The 1,680-nt window shown below is 47.5% G+C and carries 2 protein-coding genes; both read right to left on the bottom strand.

Features of this window, described 5'->3' with window-relative positions:
• Positions 1–1,296 (bottom strand): hypothetical protein (locus ABGY95_RS06280; protein ID WP_347440838.1); only part of this gene is annotated, 1,296 nt, incomplete at its 3' end.
• A gap of 88 nt (positions 1,297–1,384) precedes the next feature.
• A partial coding sequence (locus tag ABGY95_RS06275; protein WP_347440837.1) for a stage II sporulation protein M occupies positions 1,385–1,680 on the bottom strand: 296 nt, incomplete at its 5' end.

Below are 1,680 nucleotides of genomic sequence, written 5' to 3'. Positions count from 1 at the left end.
CAAATTGACCCAATGCTTTGTTAGGCCAGAAAAGTAGTCAGTCACGGCTTGTTGCCCAGCTTGCTGCACGCGTAGCACGCAGTCGTTTTCAGTATCAGCCTCTTCAATCTCCACAGCCATTTCATTGATGGTCCAAGAGATCGATCCTCGGTAGAGGTAGCTCAAAGCAAGCTGGTGATTCCGTGCGTCCCAAGCAGCTTTAGCAGCCGCGACAATGTCTTTAGGCAAGCTCTCAGGTGTGACATCCATTCCCATCACACTTCGTACTGTGGGTGGACTAGCCAGGTTGGCTCGCCCAGTCCCCCTGAACACATGCATGTTGGTGTGAATCAACCAGCAAACACCAATAATCAAAGCGATCAATATCCCCCAGAAAAGAATAGTAGACACTACTCCTAGAGCCCCAAATAGAGCTAAGCCCCCAGAACCGAGGGAAGGATTTCCTGACTTCTTTGGAACTTGGACGATCTCCGAACGGATTTCAAAATCCTCGTTAGCCATCACCTTATCTAAGCGATCGTTAGAGGCTTCAAGCGGGGGGTGACTCAATGAGAAACAAAGCAAGGTTACTAATGTCATGAGCAATGACTTCCCTGTTGTTTTAAGCACACAGTTGACCCTCTCGCTCATCCGCTTGAATGCCAACTCGATATCCCACCCCTCGGTTATGGTGCGGCTATTGATATACATGGAAAACCCAGCTCCCACGTAGAAAGGTTCTACCAAGGTCACGGCTGAAAGCATCAAACCTACCATAATCCAGACATAAGGAATTGGCATGAAATCAGCATCGCTATCTAAAACATGATCAACCCAAAATTCTTCAATAACGATTGAGTCTCCAAACAAGCCTAATAGACTAAAAAAAACAAACAGCATCGAAAACATTGAAGCTAGCACGAGCACTAGTGAGACCATAGCAGCTTGGCTTGCTCCTTCACCACCATTTCTAGAAAGCAGGCTCACCCTCTGGCTGTATGCCTTTCCCTTTAACCCTTCTAGTTCCATCACTGGCTGAGATAGGCCTCTTGCTAGATTCAATGGCCCCATAAAAAGGGTGACAAAAAAACGCCTAAAAAACATCGACGGTAGCGCCTTCAGTAAATCCTTAATTGTCGAGTCTTCACCAAACAGCCGGCGACTCAGTACGAAGAGTGGGATACGATCACAGATTGGCAAAATCCAAATACACAGAAGCCCAGCAATCCACGGGCGACCTTCAGCCCACGGCCAAAATTGGCTCAGAGCAATAATACAAAACCAGAGTGGCACCACAGTAACGAACCATGCGTTCATTACCTTGCCATAATTTTCACGCACTAAAGCACAACCGAGGTCAATCGATTCCCATCGGCCTCGGGGGCGAATCTCAGCGGTTACTTTTTCAAGCTTCACGTTTCCCCCTTCCTGCAAAAATAAAATAAAGAGCAATGGCTATCCAGCCTGCAAAGCCGACCCCATATTTCAAAGCTGGGGCAAAATCATGTGCTGACCAAAATCCCTCGACGCAGGCCGCTATGAAGGTGAGAAAAAAAGCTCCGAAGATCAATGGCAGGCCAAGCTTGCCACTTTCTAACAATGCTCGTCCACGAGTCATCCTACCTGGATTAAGAATTCCTAACCCAATACGCATTCCGGCCATTCCAGCAACAACCATTCCGGTAAGTTCGTATGAAGCAT

This window comes from Rubritalea sp., assembly GCF_039830215.1.
Lineage (GTDB): Bacteria > Verrucomicrobiota > Verrucomicrobiia > Verrucomicrobiales > Akkermansiaceae > Rubritalea.
The sequence above is the reverse complement of the archived record's forward strand: the minus strand, read 5'-3'. Positions and strand labels throughout refer to the sequence as shown.